Origin of the sequence: Streptomyces sp. NPDC057438, from assembly GCF_042802995.1 — a bacterium.
Taxonomy (GTDB): Bacteria; Actinomycetota; Actinomycetes; order Streptomycetales; family Streptomycetaceae; genus Streptomyces.
This window is the reverse complement of the sequence record NZ_JBHVDD010000007.1, coordinates 96,995-111,637: the sequence shown is the minus strand read 5'-3', so window position 1 is coordinate 111,637 and position 14,643 is coordinate 96,995. Positions and strand designations below refer to the sequence as shown.

Sequence of the window (14,643 nt, the reverse complement as noted above, 5' to 3'; positions counted from 1 at the left end):
CGTTCACTGGAACGCCGTGTGGATCTCATGCTCGGTCGCGTTGTGCGAGACGAGCAGGATCTCGTCACCGGGTCGGAGCCGCACCGCCGGATCCGGCACCGTCGGCTCTCCGTCGCGGACGATCGTGGCGACGACCGTCCCCTCGGGCAACGGGACGTCGCCCAGGGCACGACCCGCCGAACTGGACTGCGGTGTGATGGCCGTTTCGATGACGTCGACGCCGGCCTTGCTGAGCCGCAGCAGGGCGACCGTGTCGGTGGCCCCGGTGGCCTCCTCGATGAGGGAGATCAGCGGGGTGGCGGCGGGGACGGCGACGTCGACGCCCCAACGCCCGTCGAACAGCCAGGCGTTGTCGGCATCGTTGCACCGAGCGGCCACGCGGGGCACCGAGAACTGCCGTTTGGCGAGCAGACTGATGACGAGGTTGTCCTCGTCGTCCCCGGTGGTGGCGATGAGGAGGTCGGCGGTGAGAGCGCCGGCGTGTTCCAGAAGTGTGGGTTCACACGCGTCCCCGGCGATGAGCCGCACCGGGACGCGCCCCTCCAGTTCGGCGACGCGGTCGTCGTCGGCATCGACCAGCGTCACCTCGTTGTGGGCGGCGGCGAGCACCTGGGCGATCTGGGTGCCGAGCCGTCCGGCTCCGGCGATGATCACGTTCACGTGCCCAGCTCCTTGTCGAGAAAGCCGCGCAGCCTGCCGAGCGCGGTCGCGGCGACGGCGAAGGTGACCAGGTCGCCCGCCCGCGCGGGCGTGCTGTGCGCGGGGATCAGGGAGCGGCCGGCGCGGGTGACCTCGACGACGCGGATCTCGCCGTCGACCTCGAACTCGGTCAGCGGTCGCCCGGTCAGATAGGCCGGCAGTTCGGAGCGGTAGAGCAGGCTCGCCGTTGCCGAAGCTGATTTCGGGGGAGAGGTGGCGGTGCAGCAGCATCTGGTGGATCTGGTGGACCGTCCAGCGGACGCTGGTGATGGTGGGGATGCCGAGTTCGCGGTAGATGTCGGCGCGTCGGGGGTCGTAGATGCGGGCGAGGACGTTCGGTACGCGGTAGGTCTCCTTCGCCGTGCGCGCGCTGACGATGTTGCTGTTGTCCCCGGAGGTGACGGCGACGAAGGCGTCCGCGTGCTCGACACCGGCGGCCTCGAGCACGGCGCGGCTGAAGCCGTTGCCCTCGTGGAAGCGGATGCGGGGGCTGTCGGGCAGCCGCCGGGCCGCCTTGGGACGCCGGTCGACGACCTGCACGTCGTGCCCTTCCGAGGCAAGCAGACCGGCGAGGGCGGCCCCCACCCGTCCGCAGCCGACGACGATCACCTTCACTGGTGCGCTCCCTTCGAGGGGTCGGCGCGGCGGCGCAGCCACCACTTGCGGACCTCGTCCGCGATCAGGGGCAGGGTCCCGAGCCCGGCCAGAACCGCCCAGTCGACGGCGTCGAGCGCGGCGGTGTTGAAGACGGCCTGGAGCAGCGGCACATAGCTGATCGCGGCCATGAGGGCGATGCCGAAGCCGCCGGCCGCCAGCAGGGCCAAATTGGACAGCAGCCCCACCTTCAGGATGCTCTGCCGGTCGGTGCGCACCGCGAGAGAGATGAAGAACTGGCTGAACACGATCGCGCCCTGGGCCAGCGTGACGGCCTCCCGGTAGACGGGATCGTCCTCGGTGAAGTCCTCGAACGGGACGCCGGCGGAATGGATGTGCCAGAAGAACACGGCGCATACGCCGAGCGCCTGGATGCCGCCCAGGAACAGGATGCGTCCCACCACCGCGGAGGAGAACAGCCGCTCGCGCCTGGAGCGCGGCGGGCGGTCCATCACGTCCGGCTCGGGACGCTCCGCGCCCAGCGCCAGGGCGGGCAGCACGTCCGAGCCCAGGTCGATCGCCAGGATCTGCACCGCGCTGACGGGCACCAGGGGGAACCCGGCGAACGTCGCCGCCAGGATCGGGCCGAGCTCGCCGATGTTGCTGCTGAAGACGTAGACCAGGAACTTGCGGATGTTCTGGTAGACGGACCGGCCCAGCCGCACCGCCGTGGCGATGGACGCGAACGAATCGTCCAGGAGCACCATCGAGGCCGCCTCCCGGGCCACGTCGGTGCCCGACGTCCCCATCGCCACGCCGATGTCGGCGTGTTTGAGCGCGGGGGCGTCGTTCGCTCCGTCCCCGGTGACCGCCACCACCTCGCCCCGTCGCTGGAAGGCGGTGACCACACGCATCTTGTGCTCCGGACTGACCCGGCACAGCAGCAGCTCGGACGGTTCGGCGAGCAGAGCGTCGAGCGCCTCCTCGTCCATCGCGTCGAGCCGTGCGCCTGTCACCACGACCGGTTCCGGCCCGCGTACGATGCCGACCCGCCGGGCCACGGCTTCCCCGGTGAGCGGGTGGTCGCCGGTGACCATGACGATGCGGATGCCGGCCCGGCGGCAGGCGGCGACCGCGTCGGTGACCTCCGGACGCGGAGGGTCCAGCATGCCGACCAGTCCCAGGAACGTGAGTCCCGACTCGGCCTCGTCCTGCGCGGGGTGGGGTCCGTCCAGCTCCCGCCGCGCGACGGCCAGCACCCGCAACCCCTGCGACGCCAGCGCGTCAGTCGCCGCGAGCACTGCCGCCCGGTCCTGCTCGGTCAGCGGCCCGCCCTGCCCCTCCCACCCCACCTCGGCGCAGCGCGCCAGCAGTTCCGCCGGCGCTCCTTTGACGCACGCCTGGTAGCCCGCGCCGTTCTTGTGCACCGTGGTCATCAGCTTGCGGTCAGAGTCGAAGGGGAACTCGGTGACTCGCGGAGCCGCAGCCTCCTCCACGCCGAGGTCGAGACCGGCCTTGGCCGCGACAACGAGCAGAGCGCCCTCCGTGGTGTCGCCGAGCACCCGCCAGTGCTGCACGCCGTCGGGCGGGACCAGCCGGGCGTTGCAGCACAGGACCGCCACCCGGAGCAGCTCGCGCACCGGCGCCGTGTCGGCGACCTCCCCGCCCGGGGCGTACCCGACACCGGTCACCGCGTGCGTCGCATCCCCCGCCCACACCCGGGTGACGGTCATCTCGGCCTGCGTGAGCGTCCCGGTCTTGTCGGTGCACACCACCGTGGTCGACCCGAGCGCCTCCACGGCCAGCAGCTGCTTGATGAGAGCATGGCGGCGCGCCATCCGTCGTACACCGATCGCCAGCGACACCGAGAGGGTGGCGGGCAGTCCTTCCGGCACCAGCGCGACCATCACCCCCAGCGCGAACACGAACAGGGTCACCACGGACTCCCCGGTGGGCAGCCGTACGGCGAACATCAGGGCACCGATCGCCAGGGCCGCTCCCGCCACCCGCCGCGCCATGGAGGCCACCTGGTGCTGCAGCGGGGTCTTCTGCCGCGGGGCCGCCGCGGCCAGCCGGTAGATGCGCCCGAACTCGGTCGTCGCGCCCGTGCCGTAGACCACGGCGCGTCCGGATCCGGCGACGACGTCGGTTCCCATGAACACGCAGTTGCGGGCTTCCAGCGGCGACCCGCCCGCCACCGGGTCGGCCGTACAGCTCACGGGGTTGCTCTCCCCGGTCAACGGCGCGTTGTTCACCGCCAGCTCGTGCGCCTCGACCACCCGGCAGTCCGCCGGCACGGCGTCCCCGGCCTCCAGCACCACCAAGTCGCCCGGCACCAGGTCCCGGGCGGGCACTTCCAGCCGCCTGCCGTCGCGCAGCACCCGGCAGGCGTGGGGCACCATCGCCTCCAGCGCCTGGGCCGTCCGCTCGGCCGAGTACTCCTGCGCGAAGCCGATGGCGGCGTTCAGCAGCACAACGCCCAGGATCGCCGCCGCGAGCTGAACAGTGCCCAGTTCACGCGGCTCTTCCAGCCAGTAGGCCAGGAAAGTGATCCCTGACGCGACGACCAGCACGACCGCGAAGAGGTCCGTGAACTGCGCCCCCAGCTGCCGCCACACAGGGCGGCGCTTGGTACGTGGCATCTCGTTGGCCGCGTACCGCTCCAGCCCCGCCCGTGCCCGATCCGCCGACAAGCCGCTCCGTGAGGTGCCCAGCGCGGTGAACACCTCACCGGCGGCGAGTTCCCGTACCGGAGGACGCGGACCGGAACCGGACGTGGCGTCGACCGCCGCGTCCGTTCCTCCGCCGGGCACCAGCGGGTCCGCACCGGTGCGCATCATCCGAACCCGTACGGTGCCGAGCCACTCGGTTCCGGCGGAACCGGGCGGATCGCGCGGAGGGCCTTGCGTGAGGCTTCCATCACGGACTCCAGTGAGTTCGGCGGCCCTCCGGCTGGCGTGCCGTCCCCGAGCGGCAGCGCCCTCTCATCGTGGAACGGGCCGTCCGGCACCACCAGGGCCGTACGGGGCAAGGGATGGCGCCGTTCGGCCTCACACCGGGACCGTGATGACGGGGCAGTGGGCGTGGTGCAGCACTCCCTGGCTCACCGAGCCCAGCAGCAAGCCCGTGAAACCTCCGTGCCCGCGGGTTCCCACAACCAGACCCAGCGCGTGTTCCGAGGCTTCCGTCAGGACCCGCACCGGGTGGCCGAGGACGACCTCGTGGTGCAGCTCCACTCCCGGGTACCGCGCGGTCCGGCCCGCGACCGTCTCGGACAGCACCCGGCGGCACTCCCGCACCGCGGCGTCCTCGTCCAGGACACCGAGGAGCGGCGGATGCCACACGTACAGGGCCCTGAGGTTCGCTCCGCGCAGGGCCGCTTCCTCGAACGCCACGTCCACCGCCGCGGCCGCGTGCGGACTGCCGTCCACGCCGACGACGAAGTACGCGGGCTCCTGGGTGGTGTGCTCCGGCTCCGGAACGACGGTGACCGGGCAGGGAGCGTGGGCGGAGACAGGCAGCGCCACGGAGGCGGAGGTGAATATTTCGCGCCGGGTGCGCAGATGCCAGGAGCCCACCACGACCAGCGAGGCGTTCCGCGCCTCCTCCCGCAGAACCCACGCGGGCTCTCCTTCCGCCAGCACCGTCGACACGTCCACTGTCGGCCGCCGGGACTCGACGAAGGCGACCGCCTCCTTGAGTACCTCGGCACCCGCTTCGTGCAGCGTCCGGTTCCACTCCTCCCAGGACGGCCGTGCCTCGCCCGTGCGGTATCCACCCGTCGGCATACCCTGGGCGTGGACGAGCCGCACCGGCAGGCCACGGCGTTCCGCCTCGTCCGCGGCCCAGGCGAGTGCCAGCCGCTTCGAGGGATCGGGGTCGACACCCACGACGATCGGCTCACGCCCGTGCGCACTGCTCATGGCACCTCCAGCAGACTCCCCTGCCGCCGTCCTTTCGCTGCCTTCCAGCGTGACCCCAGCCGTCCGCAGCCGCCACGTCACGGCCTCGTGGGGGCTGATCTAGCGGTTCTCGGATTTGTGGTGCCGCAGGGTGGCTGAGGTGGATGGCTGCGCGATGTGCAGCCACTTGATGCGGGGCGGCGCAGCCTGGTGGAGCCTGGCAGGAGGGACACGGGGCAGCCGGCGGCGGGCCGGCTGGGCCCGCGGCGAATCATGGAGGTGTCGTGATGGACCCGGTCGTCGTGGGAGTGGACGGCTCGCCGTCGAGCCTCGACGCGGTGGAGGTCGCGGCCCGTGAGGCCGGACTGCGCGGCGTGGGACTGCGGCTGGTGCACGCCTTCGGGTGGCCGTCGATACATCTGCCGCCCGGCGGACCCCCGTGGAATCCGGCGATGGCAGGGGTGCGGGAGTTGGTGGACGGCACGCTGATCGAGGCTGAGGAGCGAGCCCGCAGAGCCGTACCGCAGGTGGATGTGACGCGCGCGGTCAACGTCGGCGAACCGCTGATGGTCCTGGAGATCGAGTCGCGGACCGCCTCGCTCGTCGTGGTCGGCAGCCGGGGCCTCGGGGCGTTCGGCAGCCTGCTGCTCGGCTCCACCGCCCTGCATCTGACCGCGCACGGCCGCTGTCCGGTGCTGGTGGTGCGCGGCCGGCCCGACCCGAGTGGTCCCGTGCTGCTGGCGGTTGACGGCTCGCCGGCGGGCGAGGCAGCCGTGGAGTTCGCCTTCGCCGAGGCGTTGCTTCGCGGCGTGGACCTGCTGGCGCTGCACGCCTGGAACACCCGGAGCGAGCGGGCTTACGAGGGCCCTGGTGATCCGCTGAACGCCGTGGTGGACATCGAGCGGCTCCGCCAGGAGGAGCAGCGGTTGTTGGACGAAACCGTGGCCCCGTGGCGGGAGCGTCGTCCCCGGCTCGTCGTCGAGCGGCGCCTGGTGCGTTCCCGTGTGCGCCCGTCCCTGATCGAGGCGAGCCGCGATGCGCAGCTCGTCGTGGTCGGCGCCCGCGGCCGTGGCGGCTTCACGGGCCTGCTGCTCGGCTCGGTCAGCCAGGCACTGTTGCACCACGCGCACTGCCCGGTCGCCGTCGTACGAGCCGGGGAGCGGCCATGACCGCCGGGTGGTGCGCGACGGATCCGGAGGCAGCTGTGCGCGGCGGATCTTCGGCCACGGCCGCGTACTGCGGCTTGGTCGTAACTGCCTCCTCCTCGGAGACGCAGCAGTTCCTTCTCATACGACTTGCGTGGCAAGTCCGCCGCCTTCTTGCCGGCCATGCCATCTCCACCGCCCGATGACATCCGGAGTCCTCATGCCCAAGGCCGAACACCAGGACGCCACCGTACTTTCCGACGACGAGCTGCGCACGCTGGACGCGCACTGGAGGGCCGCCAACTACCTTGCGGCGGGCCAGATCTACCTGATGTCCAACCCGCTGCTCACCGAGCCTCTGAGGTCCGAGCACATCAAGCCGCGGCTGCTGGGCCACTGGGGCACCTCGCCTGGCCTCAACCTCGTGTACACGCATCTCAACCGGGCGATCAAGGCCCGAGGGCTGGACGCGTTGTGCGTGTGGGGTCCGGGGCACGGTGGTCCGTCGATCCTGGCCAACTCGTGGCTGGAGGGCAGCTACAGCGAGACCTATCCGGACGTGTCGCGGGACGGGGAGGGCATGGCGCGGCTGTTCCGGCAGTTCTCCTTCCCCGGCGGTGTGCCCAGTCACGTGGCACCGGAGACGCCCGGCTCGATCCACGAGGGCGGTGAGCTCGGCTACTCGCTGGCGCACGCGTACGGCGCCGCCTTCGACAACCCGAACCTGCTGGTCGCCTGCGTGATCGGCGACGGCGAGGCGGAGACCGGACCGCTGGCCGCCGCCTGGCACTCCAACAAGTTTCTCGACCCCGCGCACGACGGCGCCGTCCTGCCGATCCTGCACCTCAACGGATACAAGATCGCCAATCCCACGGTGCTCTCCCGGATCCCGGAGGCCGAGCTCGACGAACTGCTGCGGGGATACGGTCACGTGCCGGTCCATGTGACCGGTGACGACCCGGTCAAGGTGCACCGGGCCATGGCGGCGGCGATGGACGACGCCCTGGGCCGCATCGCGGTGATGCAGCAGACCGCCCGCGAGGACGGCGTCACCGAGCGAGTGCACTGGCCGATGATCGTGCTGCGCACTCCGAAGGGCTGGACCGGTCCCGCCGAGGTGGACGGCGTGCCCGTCGAGGGAACGTGGCGCGCCCACCAGGTCCCGCTGGCGGGCGTCCGCGAAAACCCCGAGCACCTACGCCAGTTGGAAATTTGGCTGCGCTCGTACAAACCCCAGGAGCTCTTCGGCGCCGACGGCCGACCCGTGGCCGACGTGCTCGCTTGCATTCCCGAGGGCGCCAAGCGGCTGGGTGCCACCCCGCACGCCAACGGCGGCCTGCTCGTCCGGGACCTGCCCCTCGCACCGCTCCACGAGTTCGCCGTACCTGTCGACAAGCCGGGCACGACCCTGCACGAGCCGACCCGGGTCCTCGGCGACCTTCTGGCGCGGGTGATGAAGGACACCGGCGGACGGCGGGACTTCCGCCTTGTCGGCCCGGACGAGACCGCCTCCAACCGGCTCCAGGCCGTCTTCGACATCAGCGGAAAGGCGTGGCAGGCCGAACACCTGCCGGTCGACGAACACCTGGAGCATCACGGCCGGGTGATGGAGATCCTGTCGGAGCACACCTGCCAGGGCTGGCTGGAGGGCTACCTACTGACCGGCCGACACGGGATGTTCTCCTGCTACGAGGCATTCGTCCACATCGTCGACTCCATGGTCAACCAGCACATCAAGTGGCTGCGGACATCCCGGGAGTTGCCGTGGCGTGCGCCCATCGCCTCCCTCAACTACCTGCTCACCTCGCACGTGTGGCGCCAGGACCACAACGGCTTCTCCCACCAGGACCCCGGCTTCGTCGACCACGTCCTCAACAAGAGCCCCGAGGTCGTGCGCGTCTACCTGCCTCCGGACGCCAACACGCTGCTGTCGGTGGCGGACCACGTGCTGCGCAGCCGCGACTACGTCAATGTCGTCGTGGCCGGCAAGCAGCCCTGCTTCGACTTGCTGCCGATGGACGCTGCCCGCGCGCACTGTGCCCGGGGCGCCGGGATCTGGGAGTGGGCCGGCACGGAGAACGGCGGTGAACCCGATGTCGTCCTGGCCTGTGCCGGAGACGTGCCCACTTTGGAGGTGCTGGCCACCGCGCAGTTGCTGCGCCGGCACCTCCCGGACCTTGCCGTCCGCGTGGTGAACGTGGTCGACATGACCCGTCTGCTGCCCCGCGAGGAACACCCGCACGGCATGAGCGACTTCGAGTACGACGGCCTGTGCACCACCGACAAGCCGGTCATCTTCGCCTACCACGGCTACCCCTGGCTGATCCACCGCCTCGCCTACCGCCGCACCGGCCACAAGAACCTGCACGTTCGCGGCTACAAGGAGTCCGGCACCACGACCACACCCTTCGACATGGTCGTCCGCAACGACCTCGACCGCTACCGCCTGGTCATGGACGTCATCGACCGCGTCCCCGGCCTCGCGGTGCGCGCCGCCGCCGTACGCCAGCGGATGGCCGACGCCCGCACCCGCCACCACGCCTGGATCCGCGAGCACGGCACCGACCTGCCCGAGGTCGCCGACTGGACCTGGAACGCCTGACCGCCCCTCACCCCCGAAAGGAGCTCACCGCCATGACCGTACGCGGGGGCACCGACGGCATCGCCGCAGCTACCTGCGCGCCGCCCTCCACCGTGCCGAGGAAGGCACCCAGGAGGTCGATCGGGGCCCGTGCGGTTCGTCAGCAGCGGACCGCTCGACGCCTCGGCCTCCGAGCGGGACATCCCGCCCGACGCTCACGTACTGGCCCGCACGGGCCGCGGCGCCGGTCAGCTATCCGCCGGGCGGAGCAGGAAGGGCATACGCCAGGCGTCATGAGTTCCCCCGCCGTGCCGACGTGCGCGGCGGTGGTGGCGCGACGGGCGGACCGGTTCGGTGCGGGGATCCGCAACCGTCGTGCCCGGGCGTCTGGGGACCGGGCCGCCTCGCGGCGGATCAGGTCGGTCTCGCAGACCACTTCGACGAGCTTGTCGTCGTCCACGACGGGCAGCCCGCTGTTCCGAGGCCGGTCCAGCAGCCGCACGACGTCCATGAACGGCTCTACCGGCGCGCCTCGACGACGTCACAGGTCATCACTTCACCGACGATGCGGGCCATGCCGACCACCTCCTTGCTTGTCACCTGCTGTCACTCGTTCCCGTCTCGGGAAGCGCGGCCCGTCCGGCCTCCAGCCGTGCGACGGGGACGCGGAACGGCGAGCAGGAGACGTAGTCCAGTCCCGCGGCGTGGAAGAAGTGGACGGATTCGGGATCGCCGCCGTGCTCGCCGCAGACGCCGATCTTCAGGTCGGGGCGTGCGGCGCGGCCCTCGTCGACCGCGATCCGGACCAGTCGGCCCACTCCGTCGAGGTCCAGGGTCTCGAAGGGGGAGGTGGCGAAGATCCCCTTGTCGAGGTAGGTGGAGAAGAAGGCCGCCTCGACGTCGTCGCGGGAGAAGCCCCAGGTGGTCTGGGTGAGGTCGTTGGTGCCGAAGGAGAAGAACTCCGCCTCCTCGGCGATCCGGCCGGCGGTCAGCGCGGCCCGGGGCAGCTCGATCATGGTGCCGACCGGGCAGTGCACGAGGACGCCGGACTTGATGGAGACCTCGGCGAGGACTCGTTCCACTTCCTCGCGCTCGATGCGCAGTTCCTCGACGGTGCCGACCAGCGGCACCATGATCTCCGCCTCGGGGGAGCCCCCGGCCCTCGTGCGTTCCACGACCGCCTCGGCGACGGCCCGCACCTGCATGGCGACCAGTCCCGGCACGACCAGGCCCAGGCGGACACCGCGCAGACCGAGCATCGGGTTCTCCTCGTGCATCCGCTTGACGGCTTCGAGCAGCTCGGTGTCGTGCGGGTCAGGCACAGAGCCGTGTGCCTCGGTGGTGGCGATGCGCACGGCGAGGTCGGTGCGGTCGGGCAGGAATTCGTGCAGGGGAGGGTCGATGAGCCGGATAGTGACCGGCAGGCCGTCCATCGCCTCCAGGATGCCGGTGAAGTCCTTTCTCTGGAGCGGCAGCAGCGCGCTCAGTGCCCCCTCCCGCTCGGTCTCGTCGCGGGCCAGGATCATCGCCTCGACCAGCTTGCGGCGCTCGCCGAGGAACATGTGCTCGGTGCGGCACAGCCCGACGCCCTGTGCGCCGAACCGCCGGGCGCGGGCGGCATCCTCGGGGGTGTCGGCATTGGCCCGTACCTCCAGCCGCCGGGCGCCGTCGGCCCGTTCCATGGCGCGGGCCACGGCATCCACCAGTCCGGCGGACCGCTCACCCGTCTCGAAGTAGCGCATCACCGCGGAGTCGACGAGTGGAGCGGCGCCCAGGTACACAACGCCCTCCGAGCCGTCGACGGAGACGACCGTGCCCTCCTCCACGATGGTGTCGCCCACGGTGAAGCGCCGCGCCGCGGTGTCCACGGTGAGTGCCTCGGCGCCGCACACGCACACCGTGCCCATGCCGCGGGCGACCACGGCCGCGTGGCTGGTCTTGCCGCCGCGGCTGGTCAGAACCGCCTGTGCGGCGATCATGCCGGGCAGATCGTCAGGGGTGGTCTCCTGACGTACGAGGACGACCTTCTCGCCCGCGGCGGCCCGGCGGACGGCCTCGGCCGAGTCGAACACCGCAGCGCCCACGGCCGCGCCGGGCGAGGCAGGCAGGCCGTGCGCGAGCGCCTCGCCGACGGCCGCGGTGTCGAAGCGGGGGAACATCAGACGGGCGAGGCCGTCCCCGCTGACGCGGGCCAGGCCCTCGTCGGCGGTGATCAGGTTCTCGTCGGCCAGCTCGGCGGCGATGGCGAACGCGGCCTCGGCGGTGCGCTTGCCCACCCGGGTCTGCAGCATCCACAGCCGGCCGCGCTCGATGGTGAACTCGATGTCGCACAGGTCCCGATAGTGGGTCTCCAACGTCTGCAAGTGGCCGCGGAGTTGCTCGTAGGAGACGGGATCCAGCTCCCCCAGGGCGGTCAGTGCGACGGTGTTGCGGATGCCGGAGACGACGTCCTCGCCCTGCGCGTTCGCCAGGTAGTCGCCGTACAGGCCGGGCCGCCCCGTGGCCGGGTCGCGGGTGAAGGCGACGCCGCTGCCGGAGCCGGACCCGAGATTGCCGAAGACCATGGTCTGCACATTGACCGCGGTGCCCAGGTCGTCGGCGATGTGCTCGCGTCGGCGGTAGAGCCGGGCGCGCTCGCCGTTCCAGGACTCGAAGACGGCGAGGACGGCCCGGCGCAGCTGTTCGTCCGGGGACTGCGGGAAGTCCTCGCCGGTCTCCCGGCGGATCAGAGTCCTGTACGTTCCGACGAGCCCGGCCAGGTCTGCCGCGTCCAGGCCCAGGTCGTTCGCCGCGCCCCGGGCCCGTTTGAGGTCGGCCAGGGCGTTCTCGAACAGGGAGCCGTCGACACCCATCACCGTGGTGCCGAACATCTGCACGAGCCGACGGTAGGAATCCCAGGCGAAGCGTTCGTTCCCGGACACCTTCGCCAGGCCGAGGACGGAGCCGTCGTCAAGGCCGATGTCGAGGATCGTCTCCATCATGCCAGGCATGGAGAACCGTGCCCCGGAGCGGACGGACAGCAGCAGCGGGTCGTCGGGCTGCCCCAGCCGTCGTCCTGCGGCCTGCTCCAGAGCGGCCAGGTGCGCGGAGATCTCACGGCCCAGACCGTCCGGCTCGCTGCCGGTGGCCAGGAAGGCCCGGCAGGCGTCGGTGGTCACGGTGAAGCCTGGCGGGACCGGCAGGCCCATCCGGGTCATCTCGGCCAGGTTCGCGCCCTTGCCACCGAGCAGGTCGGCCTGGTCGCGGCCGCCTTCTGCGAAGTCGTACACGTAACGGACCATGACGCCGGGCTCCTCCGTCGGGCTTCGGGCCGACCGGGCACCGGGACCTCGACGCCAAGCTCGACCGGGACATCGGGGGTATCCATGGTGGACAGACCCGGCGCCTCCCGCCCCGCAGAGCCGATGCCCGTGTTCCTCCGGAGGGCGGTGGCCGCACCTCGTCCACGGCGGATGGGGTTCACCGCCCCGGTGCACCGGCTGTGGTCTCGCTGCCGGCGCGGAGATGATGTGTAACGTCGACGACACCGTCGACGCTTTCGGACAGGCGTACCGCGATGGGGATGAGGCTTTCCTGTGGCACGGTGCCGTCGAGTGTCACCCGTCCGTCGGCGACCCGGACGCTGACCTCGCCGGGTCGCAGGCCGAGGCTCCGGGTCATGACATCCGTGGTGATCTCCTCCTGGATGGCGATGTCTCGCCGCAGGAAGACGTGCAGCAGGTCATCGCGGCTGACGATGCCCACCAGCAGGCCGAGGTCGTCCACGACGGGCAGCCGTTTGACGTGGTGGCGGGCCATGGCACGGGCCGCTTCCACGACCGACCACTGCGGCCGCGCCGTGACGGCGGGGCTCGTCATCAGCTCCCCGGCGGTCAGCGCGTGCGCCTTGGCGCTCTCCGCCGGCAAGAGGTGCGCGGCGCTCAGGTGTCCGCCCGGATCCGCCTGGCTTTCCTGTCTGCGTAGCAGGTCGGCCTCCGACACCACGCCGATCGGGCGGCCTTGATCATCGACGACGGGTACCGCGGTGATGTCGTGCTCCGTGAGGTTCTGGACGATGTCCTTGAAGCCCATGTCACGCCGCACACTCACCACAGCCGTGGTCATGAGGTCTCCGACCAGTCGATGCAGCATTTCGCTCCCTCCTCACGTCCTCGCGGCACAGGTTCACTCTCCACTGTCCGCCCCTTGGAGAGCGCCTGCATTTCACGCGTTCCGGGAGTTGCCTCCGCCGAGCGGCACCGGCTCGTGCTTGCGGCCCGGCGCTTCAAGGGGCCGACTCGATCACCGGCGTCGTCATCGCCGTTGACGGCGTAACGGCAGAGAGCCCCCACGGCTGACACCTGGCGCTCGGCGTTGCCAGAGGTCTCGACAGCGGGGTCGTTCGGCTGTTGCGCAGGCGCGGGCGCAGGCGCGGGCGCTGGCCGCGCAGGGGGCGAGAACCGGCGATCTCGTCTGCCCGTCGTCACGGTCCCGGCCACTCCTGCCACGCGGGCTCACCCAAGAGCACACTACCGAGCAGGACCGGGTTACCGGTGTCAGCGGCTACGGGAATGTCGGGTGCTCGCGGTGGCTCCCGCCCGGTGCGCAGCCGGCGAGAGTTGGACCCGTGCAGGTGGCGTCGCCGCCGGGTTGCCGCAGGTCCCGCGTAGCGATTGCCCCGACGGCGGACGGCAGCAGTGCGTCCGTGACGCCGAGTGGGTCCGACACCACCGGCTTCCTGTATCGGCTCGGCTCACTCATGAGGGATGACGGCCACTGGGCAGCGCGCGTGGTGGACGGCGGCCTGGGCCACGGAGCCCAGTCGTGGTGCCGGGGCGTGGTGGCTGCGTCGGCCCACGATCAGGAGTTCGGCGCGCTCGGCGGCTGCTACGACGACCCTGGCGGGGCTGTCGAGGCGGATGTCGTCCGTCACGGCCAAGCCCGGGAACTTCTCGCACCAGGGGCGGAGGGCCTGCCTCAGGTGCTTCTGCGCGTCCTGGATGATCTCCCGGGTCACGGTGTGGTCCAGGCCCCAAGGGGCGTACGCGTGGATCGGGATGGCGCGGCCGTGAACGGCGCGGAGGGGCACGCCCCGAGCTGCTGCGGTGGTGAAGGCGAATTCGAGCAGGTCGTCGCACGGGCCGTGCAGCTTCAGCCCCACCACCACTGCGCCTGCCGCACCTGACTCAGGCGCCGAGGGGCCTTCTGCACGTTTGTCGGCGCGGACGAGGACCACGGGCCCCTCGGCGCTCGCCACGACGGACATGCTGATGTCACCGAGGAAGTAGCTCTCCACAGGAGTCAGGCCGCGCGAGCCGAGCACGAGCATCTCCGACTCGGACGCCGCTTGGATCAGTGCGTCCTGCGCGTCGTCGGCGACCAGGTTGCCCACGACGGTGAGGCCCGGGTGGTGTGCCTGGAGTTCTGTCCGGGCGTTGTGCACGAGCCGCTTCGCCCAGTAGTTCTGGTCGATTTCCGAGGGGACGGCGGTCGGTTCCGGCGCCAGTAGCGGCCACGCGTGCAGCAGGCGCAGGGTGAGTTTGCGCCGCTGGGCTTCGTCGGCGGCCCAGTGGGCAGCGGCGAGGCTCTCGGGTGAGCCGTCGAGGCCCACGGTGAGGACTCGTTCCATGGCGACTGCCTCCGTCTCGTACGAAGCTGGACAGGACGGTGAGTGTGGCCGCTGTCCGGACTGCTGCGGTTTCGGTGAGGGCCGTGCGGGCTGCCTGTGGTACGTAGTCGGCGC

General features: G+C 71.2%; 8 protein-coding genes and 2 pseudogenes. 2 read left to right on the top strand and 8 right to left on the bottom strand.

The window, feature by feature from the left end; translation table 11 throughout:
* Positions 1 to 3: 3 nt before the first annotated feature.
* The 5 genes and pseudogenes from ACFU5F_RS06925 to ACFU5F_RS06905 all read right to left on the bottom strand — a co-directional run bounded on the left by ACFU5F_RS06925 (position 4) and on the right by ACFU5F_RS06905 (position 5,216).
* Positions 4 to 198 carry a TrkA C-terminal domain-containing protein gene (locus tag ACFU5F_RS06925; RefSeq protein ID WP_383883138.1) on the bottom strand — a complete coding sequence of 65 codons (195 nt, stop codon included), beginning with the start codon at positions 196 to 198 and terminating at the stop codon, positions 4 to 6.
* 120 nt (positions 199 to 318) lie between these two features.
* Positions 319 to 642: pseudogene (locus ACFU5F_RS06920) on the bottom strand (potassium channel family protein); the annotation flags it as partial.
* A gap of 14 nt (positions 643 to 656) precedes the next feature.
* Positions 657 to 1,314 (bottom strand): annotated as a pseudogene (locus tag ACFU5F_RS06915) (potassium channel family protein).
* On the bottom strand, positions 1,311 to 4,133 hold the full coding sequence (locus tag ACFU5F_RS06910; protein ID WP_383883001.1) for a cation-translocating P-type ATPase: 2,823 nt from the start codon (positions 4,131 to 4,133) through the stop codon (positions 1,311 to 1,313). Before ACFU5F_RS06910 ends, ACFU5F_RS06915 begins: the two are co-directional and overlap by 4 nt.
* Positions 4,134 to 4,343: 210 nt before the next feature.
* Positions 4,344 to 5,216 carry a universal stress protein gene (locus ACFU5F_RS06905; RefSeq protein ID WP_383882998.1) on the bottom strand — a complete coding sequence of 291 codons (873 nt, stop codon included), beginning with the start codon at positions 5,214 to 5,216 and terminating at the stop codon, positions 4,344 to 4,346.
* Positions 5,217 to 5,482: 266 nt separating this feature from the next.
* Between ACFU5F_RS06905 and ACFU5F_RS06900 the strand changes: the two genes are divergently transcribed.
* Complete coding sequence (locus ACFU5F_RS06900) at positions 5,483 to 6,364, top strand: universal stress protein (protein WP_383883135.1); 882 nt, start codon at positions 5,483 to 5,485, stop codon at positions 6,362 to 6,364.
* A gap of 196 nt (positions 6,365 to 6,560) precedes the next feature.
* Entirely contained in the window at positions 6,561 to 8,942 is a 2,382-nt protein-coding gene (locus ACFU5F_RS06895; protein WP_383882995.1) for a phosphoketolase, read from the top strand.
* Positions 8,943 to 9,517: 575 nt separating this feature from the next.
* Here the strand turns inward: ACFU5F_RS06895 and ppdK are convergent.
* From ppdK to ACFU5F_RS06880, 3 genes are all read right to left on the bottom strand, one after another.
* Positions 9,518 to 12,202 carry a pyruvate, phosphate dikinase gene (gene ppdK / locus ACFU5F_RS06890; RefSeq protein ID WP_383882993.1) on the bottom strand — a complete coding sequence of 895 codons (2,685 nt, stop codon included), beginning with the start codon at positions 12,200 to 12,202 and terminating at the stop codon, positions 9,518 to 9,520.
* Between the two features lie 178 nt (positions 12,203 to 12,380).
* On the bottom strand, positions 12,381 to 13,052 hold the full coding sequence (locus ACFU5F_RS06885) for a CBS domain-containing protein (RefSeq protein WP_383882990.1): 672 nt from the start codon (positions 13,050 to 13,052) through the stop codon (positions 12,381 to 12,383).
* 601 nt (positions 13,053 to 13,653) lie between these two features.
* Positions 13,654 to 14,529, bottom strand: coding sequence for a universal stress protein (locus ACFU5F_RS06880; RefSeq protein ID WP_383882987.1), 876 nt, complete (start codon positions 14,527 to 14,529; stop codon positions 13,654 to 13,656).
* Positions 14,530 to 14,643: the final 114 nt, after the last annotated feature.

What these genes read in the sequence shown, in the direction of transcription:
- ppdK (WP_383882993.1), bottom strand. Translation starts at nt 12,202, where the DNA reads ATGGTCCGTTACGTGTACGACTTCGCAGAAGGCGGCCGCGACCAGGCC.
- ACFU5F_RS06910 (WP_383883001.1), bottom strand. Translation starts at nt 4,133, where the DNA reads ATGATGCGCACCGGTGCGGACCCGCTGGTGCCCGGCGGAGGAACGGAC.
- ACFU5F_RS06905 (WP_383882998.1), bottom strand. Translation starts at nt 5,216, where the DNA reads ATGAGCAGTGCGCACGGGCGTGAGCCGATCGTCGTGGGTGTCGACCCC.
- ACFU5F_RS06895 (WP_383882995.1), top strand. Translation starts at nt 6,561, where the DNA reads ATGCCCAAGGCCGAACACCAGGACGCCACCGTACTTTCCGACGACGAG.
- ACFU5F_RS06900 (WP_383883135.1), top strand. Translation starts at nt 5,483, where the DNA reads ATGGACCCGGTCGTCGTGGGAGTGGACGGCTCGCCGTCGAGCCTCGAC.
- ACFU5F_RS06880 (WP_383882987.1), bottom strand. Translation starts at nt 14,529, where the DNA reads ATGGAACGAGTCCTCACCGTGGGCCTCGACGGCTCACCCGAGAGCCTC.
- ACFU5F_RS06885 (WP_383882990.1), bottom strand. Translation starts at nt 13,052, where the DNA reads ATGCTGCATCGACTGGTCGGAGACCTCATGACCACGGCTGTGGTGAGT.